Source organism: Nocardioides sp., assembly GCF_051876515.1.
Taxonomy (GTDB): Bacteria; Actinomycetota; Actinomycetes; order Propionibacteriales; family Nocardioidaceae; genus Nocardioides.
In genome coordinates this window covers 1-7,260 of record NZ_JBJEHY010000189.1, presented here as the reverse complement: position 1 = coordinate 7,260, position 7,260 = coordinate 1, and the positions used below count along the sequence as shown (strand labels likewise).

8 protein-coding genes are annotated in these 7,260 nt (G+C 71.2%); 6 read left to right on the top strand and 2 right to left on the bottom strand.

Annotation, left to right across the window (positions count from 1 at the left end; translation table 11 throughout):
- From ACI379_RS14060 to ACI379_RS14035, 6 genes are all read left to right on the top strand, one after another.
- On the top strand, positions 1-322 hold a 322-nt coding region (locus tag ACI379_RS14060; protein WP_439792722.1), incomplete at its 5' end, for a GNAT family N-acetyltransferase.
- 33 nt (positions 323-355) lie between these two features.
- Complete coding sequence (gene guaB / locus ACI379_RS14055; RefSeq protein WP_439792721.1) at positions 356-1,858, top strand: IMP dehydrogenase; 1,503 nt, start codon at positions 356-358, stop codon at positions 1,856-1,858.
- Positions 1,859-2,122: 264 nt separating this feature from the next.
- The gene (locus tag ACI379_RS14050; protein WP_439792720.1) at positions 2,123-2,725 is read left to right on the top strand and encodes a TetR/AcrR family transcriptional regulator; all 603 of its coding nucleotides are present in this window, start codon (positions 2,123-2,125) and stop codon (positions 2,723-2,725) included.
- A 19-nt stretch (positions 2,726-2,744) separates the two neighbouring features.
- Positions 2,745-3,851 (top strand): GuaB3 family IMP dehydrogenase-related protein, encoded by a 1,107-nt coding sequence (locus tag ACI379_RS14045; RefSeq protein ID WP_439792719.1) that lies wholly within the window; start codon positions 2,745-2,747, stop codon positions 3,849-3,851.
- Positions 3,851-4,660, top strand: coding sequence for a carbon-nitrogen hydrolase family protein (locus tag ACI379_RS14040; RefSeq protein WP_439792718.1), 810 nt, complete (start codon positions 3,851-3,853; stop codon positions 4,658-4,660). The genes ACI379_RS14045 and ACI379_RS14040 overlap by 1 nt, the downstream gene beginning before the upstream one ends.
- A 159-nt stretch (positions 4,661-4,819) precedes the next feature.
- Positions 4,820-5,683 carry an NYN domain-containing protein gene (locus ACI379_RS14035; protein ID WP_439792717.1) on the top strand — a complete coding sequence of 288 codons (864 nt, stop codon included), beginning with the start codon at positions 4,820-4,822 and terminating at the stop codon, positions 5,681-5,683.
- A gap of 4 nt (positions 5,684-5,687) precedes the next feature.
- Here the strand turns inward: ACI379_RS14035 and ACI379_RS14030 are convergent, their stop codons facing one another.
- The gene (locus ACI379_RS14030) at positions 5,688-6,446 is read right to left on the bottom strand and encodes a MerR family transcriptional regulator (protein WP_439792716.1); all 759 of its coding nucleotides are present in this window, start codon (positions 6,444-6,446) and stop codon (positions 5,688-5,690) included.
- Positions 6,447-6,450: 4 nt separating this feature from the next.
- On the bottom strand, positions 6,451-7,260 hold an 810-nt coding region (locus ACI379_RS14025; protein ID WP_439792715.1), incomplete at its 5' end, for an ABC transporter permease.

Here is a 7,260-nt window from a genome sequence, read left to right as displayed (position 1 = left end):
GCACTCGGTGACCGCCGTGGTCGAGGAGACGCCGGTGGCCCGCGCGGTCCTGGCCGAGCAGGTGGAGCCGGGCGTACGACGTCTCGCCCTGGAGGTCGACCCGGCCTGGCGCCGCCGCGGCATCGGGTCGCGGCTGCTGGTCGAGGCGGCGCGGCTGGCCGCCGGTGTGGGTGACGAGGAGCTGGTCCTGCTGACCCGGGCCGACAACCAGGCCGTGCTGCCGATGGTCCTGGGCTCCGGGCTGCGCGGCCGCATCCGCCTCGCGGGCGACGCGTTGACCGTCCGGGTGCCCCTGCGCGATCTCACAGCGGTGGGATTGTGAGCCTGCCGCGGTGCGCGCCGTAGACTTGCCCGGGTGACGATCCCGGAGAAGTTCGCAGACCTCGGCCTCACCTACGACGACGTCCTCCTGCTGCCCGGCGAGTCCGACCTGGCACCGGACGAGATCGACACGACCACGCGCCTGACGCGTGAGATCTCGATCCAGGTCCCGCTGCTCTCCGCGGCGATGGACACGGTGACCGAGTCGCGGATGGCGATCGCCATGGCCCGTCAGGGCGGCATCGGGGTCCTGCACCGCAACCTGTCGATCGACGACCAGGCGTACCAGGTGGACCTGGTCAAGCGGACCCAGACCGGGATCATCTCCAACCCCGTCACGATCGGCCCCGACGCCACGTTGGAGGACCTCGACCGGATCTGCGGCGAGTACCGCGTCTCCGGCCTGCCCGTCGTCGACCCGGGCAACCGCCTGATCGGCATCATCACCAACCGCGACCTGCGCTTCACCCCGGTCGCGGACTGGGCGACCACCAAGGTCAGCGAGATGATGACGCCGATGCCGCTGATCACCGGTCCGACCGGCATCGACCGTGACGAGGCCACCGCCCTGCTGCGTGCGCACAAGCGCGAGCGCCTCCCGCTGGTCGACCCCGACGGCACCCTGACCGGCCTCATCACCGTCAAGGACTTCGTCAAGGGGGAGCAGTTCCCCAAGGCCTCCTACGACGGCGACGGCCGCCTCATGGTCGGTGCCGCCATCGGTTACTTCGGTGACGCCTGGGAGCGCGCGACCCGCCTCATCGAGGCCGGCGTCGACGTGCTCGTCGCCGACACCGCCCACGGCCACGTCCACCTCCTCCTCGACATGGTGCGGCGTCTCAAGACCGACCCCGCCACCAAGCACGTCCAGGTCATCGGCGGCAACGTCGCGACCAGGGCCGGCGCACAGGCGTTCGTCGACGCCGGCGCCGACGCGATCAAGGTCGGCGTCGGTCCGGGCTCGATCTGCACCACCCGCATCGTGACCGGTGTCGGCGTCCCGCAGGTGACGGCCGTGTACGAGGCCTCCCTGGCCGCCAAGGCCGCCGGGGTGCCGGTGATCGCCGACGGCGGCATGAAGCACTCCGGCGAGATCGCCAAGGCGATCGTGGCCGGGGCCGACTCGGTGATGCTGGGCTCGCTGCTCGCGGGCTGCGAGGAGTCTCCCGGCGACCTGGTCTTCGTCAACGGCAAACAGTTCAAGGCGTACCGCGGGATGGGCTCGCTCGGCGCGATGAGCAGCCGCGGCAAGAAGTCCTACTCCAAGGACCGCTACTTCCAGGCCGAGGTCACCAGCGACGACGAGCTCGTGCCCGAGGGCATCGAGGGTCAGGTCGCGTACCGGGGCCCGCTCGGCGCGGTCTCCCACCAGCTCATCGGCGGCCTGCACCAGTCCATGTTCTACGTGGGTGCGCGCACCATCGGCGAGCTGCAGGAGAAGGGCAAGTTCGTCCGCATCACGTCGGCCTCGCTCAAGGAGAGCCATCCGCACGGTGTGCAGATGACGGTCGAGGCGCCCAACTACTCGGGCAGCTGAGGCACTTCTGCACGGTCCTGCACTGCACTTATTGGTGCCGATCTTTGGAGAGGTACCGGCTGGTACCCGTGGACTCCTGACGGGAGCTACCTCGACACCGGGGCCGAGACCTGGGCGTACACGACGACCACGAACCTGGTGCTCGGCACAGCACCCGCTGACCCAGCGGAGGACCTCGTACGGGTACTCCATCTACGAGTTGGGGGTGTTCAGGAAGTAGCGCTCCTGCTCGCCTAGGCTCGTGCCGAAGGGAGCGAGCCTGCGATGACACGAATGAAGGCCGACGAACGCCGTGAGCGGTTGCTCCAGGCGGCCGAGGAGCTGATGACCCGCGAGGGTGTCGCGGCCGGCACGACGCGCGCCATCGTGGCGGAGGCGGGCATGCAGCCGTCGGTCTTCCACTACTGCTTCCGCTCCCGCGACGAGATGGTCAACGAGCTGATCGCGCGTCTCGGGAGCCGGGTGCGGCAGGCCGTGTGGGAGGGCGTGGTCCCCTCCACGGACCTGCGCGAGATGCTCCTGAGCGCCGTCGACGCGTACCTCGACTACCTCACCGCCTCGCCCGAGGTGGAGCAGGTCGGGTTCGAGCTCAACCACTGGGCGCTGCGCGCGGGGCACCCGGAGGTCGCTGCCCAGCAGTACGCCGCCTACTACGACGTCGCCTCCCACGTCCTGTCGCTCGCCGCTGAGGCCACGGGTCAACGGTGGGCCCTGCCGCTGCCGATCATGGCGCGGATGGCGATCACGATGATGGACGGCGTGACCACGACGTGGCTGGCCGACCGCGACACCGAGGCGAGCCGGACCGTGCTGGCCCAGATGCTCGACCACGTCGCCGGATTGGCCGTTCCGATCACCGAGGAGTGACGCGGCTAGGCTGTGCCGTGTGACTGAGATCGAGATCGGCAGGGCCAAGCGGGCGCGACGCGCGTACTCCTTCGACGACATCGCGATCGTGCCCTCGCGGCGCACGCGTGACCCGCAGGAGGTCAGCACCGCCTGGCAGATCGACGCGTACCGCTTCGACCTCCCGGTGCTCGCCGCGCCGATGGACTCGGTGATGTCGCCGGCGACCGCGATCGAGTTCGGTCGCCTGGGTGGGCTGGGCGTGCTCAACCTCGAGGGGCTGTGGACCCGGTACGAGGACCCCACCTCGCTGCTGGCGGAGGTCGCCGAGCTCGAGGGTGTCGACGCGGTGCGTCGGATCCAGGAGATCTACGCCGAGCCGATCAAGGCCGAGCTCATCACGACGCGCCTGAAGGAGATGCGTGCAGCGGGCGTCACGGTGGCCGGATCGCTGTCGCCGCAGCACACCAAGGAGTTCGCCAAGACCGTCGTCGACGCCGGGGTCGACATGTTCGTCATCCGCGGCACGACCGTCTCGGCAGAGCACGTCTCCTCCAACGCGGAGCCGCTCAACCTCAAGGAGTTCATCTACGAGCTCGACGTCCCCGTGATCGTCGGTGGGTGTGCGACGTACCAGGCGGCGCTGCACCTGATGCGTACCGGTGCTGCTGGCGTCCTCGTCGGCTTCGGCGGCGGCGCGGCGCACACCACCCGTACGGTGCTGGGCGTCGCGGTGCCGATGGCCAGCGCGGTGGCAGACGTGGCGGCGGCGCGGCGCGACTACCTCGACGAGTCGGGTGGCCGCTACGTGCACGTCATCGCGGACGGCTCCATCGGCCGCGCCGGTGACATCCCCAAGGCGATCGCCTGCGGCGCGGACGCCGTCATGGTCGGGTCCCCGCTGGCCCGCTCCACCGAGGCGCCGGGCCACGGGCTGCACTGGGGCATGGAGGCCGCCAACCCGACCCTGCCGCGCGGCGAACGGGTGCGCTTCGAGCAGCTCGGCACGCTCGAGGAGATCCTGTTCGGGCCCTCCCGGGTCGCCGACGGCACGATGAACCTGATCGGCGCGCTGCGTCGTTCGATGGCGACGACCGGCTACACCGAGCTCAAGGAGTTCCAGCGGGTCGAGGTCGTCGTCGGCTGATGACGGCCCCGGTCGAGGTGCTCCGCGTCGCGGCCGGGCAGGCTGCTGCGGTCTGCGGTGACGTGGCGGCCAACGTCGCTCGCGCCGCTGCGCTGACCGACGAGGCGGCCGCTGCGGGCGTACGGCTCCTGGTGCTGCCGGAGGCGTTCCTGACGGGCTACTGCGAGCCGTGCTTCGCCGGTCAGCTTCCCGCCATCGGGGAGCTCGGCTCCCTGCTGGCGCCGGTGGCTGCGGCCGCCGTGGCAGGAGGGGTGACCGTCGTGGTCTCCACCCCGCTGGACCGGGGCGAGGTGCGTACGTTGTCCTCGGTGGTGGTCGGCGCCGACGGCACGGTGGCGGCGGCGTACGACAAGCAGCACCTCTCCGGGTACGAGAACGACCACTTCGTCCCCGGGGGCCACGGCGCCTCGCTGGTCGTCGACGGGTGGGAGCTGGGGCTGTCGATCTGCTACGACGGCTGTTTCCCCGAGCACGCCCGTGCGGCGGCCGACGACGGAGCCCTGGGCTACCTCAACTCCGCCGCCTACTTCCCCGGTGGGGAGCACCGTCGGGATCTGTACTACCCGGCCCGGGCGCTCGACAACGGCTTCTTCGTCGTCTCCTCGATGCTGACCGGTACGTGCGGGGAGGAGTCCTTCATCGGCGGTTCGGCCGTGTACGACCCCGAGGGTCGGCCCCTGGCCCGGCTCGGTGCGGACGAGGGGCTGGCCGTGGCCGACGTCGACCTGGCCCTCGTGGCCGCCACCCGCGCCGCGCACCCCATGCACGCCGACCACCGGGCGACGCTGGGGGAGCGGCTGCGGTTCTGACGCGTCAACCGCGCTGCTTCACGGCCCCTCGTTCGCCTCCGTGACAGACTCGGTCCCGCTAGGCGCCCCCGGCATGCGGGTGAGGGACGGTGGGACGGGCACGGCGCGGGATCGCGCGGGGGAGCGACGGTGGGAGACATCCGTCGGTAGGTTGGCCGCATGGCCACCACCGAAGCCCGTCTCGCGGTCCTGATCGACGCCGACAACGCCCAGCCGTCGCGCGCCGACGCGCTCATGGCCGAGATCGCCACGCTGGGGACCGCCACGGTGAAGCGGATCTACGGCGACTGGACCACCGACCAGCTCAAGGGGTGGAAGGCGGCGGCCAACAAGCACGCAATCCAGCCGATGCAGCAGTTCGCGTACACCAAGGGCAAGAACGCCACCGACTCCGCGCTCATCATCGACGCGATGGACCTGCTGTACTCCGACCGCCTCGACGGGTTCGTGCTCGTCTCCTCCGACTCCGACTTCACCCGACTGGCCTCGCGGCTGCGCGAGTCGGCCAAGACGGTGTACGGGGTGGGGGAGCGCAAGACGCCGGAGGCGTTCGTGGCGGCCTGCGACCGGTTCATCTACACCGACGTGCTGGGGCTGGAGGCGACCGAGGCCGGGACCGGGGACGACGACGCCCCGACGGCAGCGGTCGACAGCGACTCCCCGGAACGCCCCGCAGCCAGGGTGCCCGCCAAGCAGCTGCGCGGCGACGCCAAGCTCGTCCAGCTGCTGCGCGGCGCCGTCGCGTCGGCCTCCGACGACGAGGGGTGGGCCAACCTCGGCGGCGTCGGATCGACCGTCGCCAAGCGCTCGCCCGACTTCGACTCCCGCAACTGGGGGTACGCGAAGCTGGTCGACCTCGTCACCGCGATCGGCCTGTTCGAGGTGCGCCGCGGCAACAAGGCCGTCGAGATCCGCAACGCCAAGACTGTGCCGGCCAAGAAGGCCGCCCCCGCCAAGGCGGCGGCGAAGAAGGTCGCTCCCGCCACGAAGGCGGCCGCGCCCAAGAAGGCCACCCCCTTCTGACGCGCTACTCCGCCCGCTCCATCCTGCTCCACCCCCGCCAGCCCCGCTCGGCGAGGATCACCTGCAGCCGCTCGATCATCGGGTGCGAGCTGGAGGCGAACGCGTCCACCAGAGCGAAGAACGCGTCGTCGCCGGACACCTGGCGGTCGAGGTCCCCGCGCTGCTCGGCCTCCTCGACCATGGTGACGAGCAGGTCCGCGGCACGGTCGAGCTGGCCGTTGTCGCCGTTCTCGAGGATGTCGCCGAAGAGGCGGTAGAGCTCCACCGTTCGGGGATCGTCCAGCTGGGCCATCTTGTCGGCCATGAACTCGTCCATCTGGTCGGGCATCCTGGCAGCCAGCAGGATCCAGCCGTCCCGCTCACCGCGTACGACCAGCTCGGGCACGCCGAGCTCGCGCATCCGGTCGAGGTAGGCCACCACTACCGGTGGCAGGGCCAGCGAGTCGCCGGCCGCGAGCCGGGCGATGCGCCGCCGGTGCTCGGTGAGCTCCCGGATCTCGGCCCGCAGGCGACGGTCGATCTCGGTGACCGCCGCCGCGAACTCGTCCTCGCCGGCGTCCAGCAGCTCCTGCACCCGGGCCAGCGGGACGCCGGCCTCGGCGAGCACACGGATCCGGACCAGGCCGATCACCGCCTGGGCGTCGTAGGAGCGGTATCCCGACGCGTCGCGCTCCGGCTCGGGGAGCAGCCCGATCTGGTGGTAGTGCCGCACCGCGCGTGGGGTGACCCCGGCGTACGCGGCGAGCTGCCCGATCGTCAACACGTGCTCACCTTGCCCGAACGCGCCCGAACAGGCGACGCGCCCACGCGTAGGAGGCCACCGAGATGAGGAGGCACCAGCCGATCGCCCACCACAGGTCAGCGCCCGGGGCGGTGCCGGTGAGCAGGGCGCGCAGGGTGTCGATGACCGGGGTGAACGGCTGGTTCTCCGCGATCCACGCGAGCCCCGTCGGCATCGAGTCGGTGGGGACGAAGGCGCTCGACACGAACGGCAGGAGCACCAGGAACATGGGGGTGTTGCTCGCCGTCTCCACGCTGTCCGCGGCCAGCCCGAGCGCAACGCAGAGCCAGGTCAGCGCCAGCGCGAGCAGGGCCAGCACGCCCAGCGCCGCCAGCCAGTCGACGAGGCCCGCCTCGGGGCGCCAGCCGAGCGCGACCGCGACCGCGAGGACGACCGCGACGGCCACGGCCGTCTGGGCCAGGGCGGCCAGCACGTGTGCACTGAGGAGCGCGGACTTGGTCACCGGCATCGTGCGCAGCCGGTCGACGATCCCCTCGGTGGAGTCCTTGGCCACGTGGATGGCGGTGGCGAGCGCGACCGAGGCGACGGTGATGAGCAGCATCGCGGGGGCGATGTACGCCAGGTACGCACCGCGGGCGACGCCGCCCGCCTCGGGGGCACCGGGCAGTCCGGAGCCCATGGCCCCGCCGAAGACGTACACGAACAGGAGCAGGAACAGGACCGGTTGGGCGATCAGCATGATCGTCAGCGAGGGGTAGCGCACGATGTGGCGGACGTTGCGCCGCCACAGGGTCGCGGTGTCGCGGGCAGCCAGGACAAGGGTGCTCATCGGGCC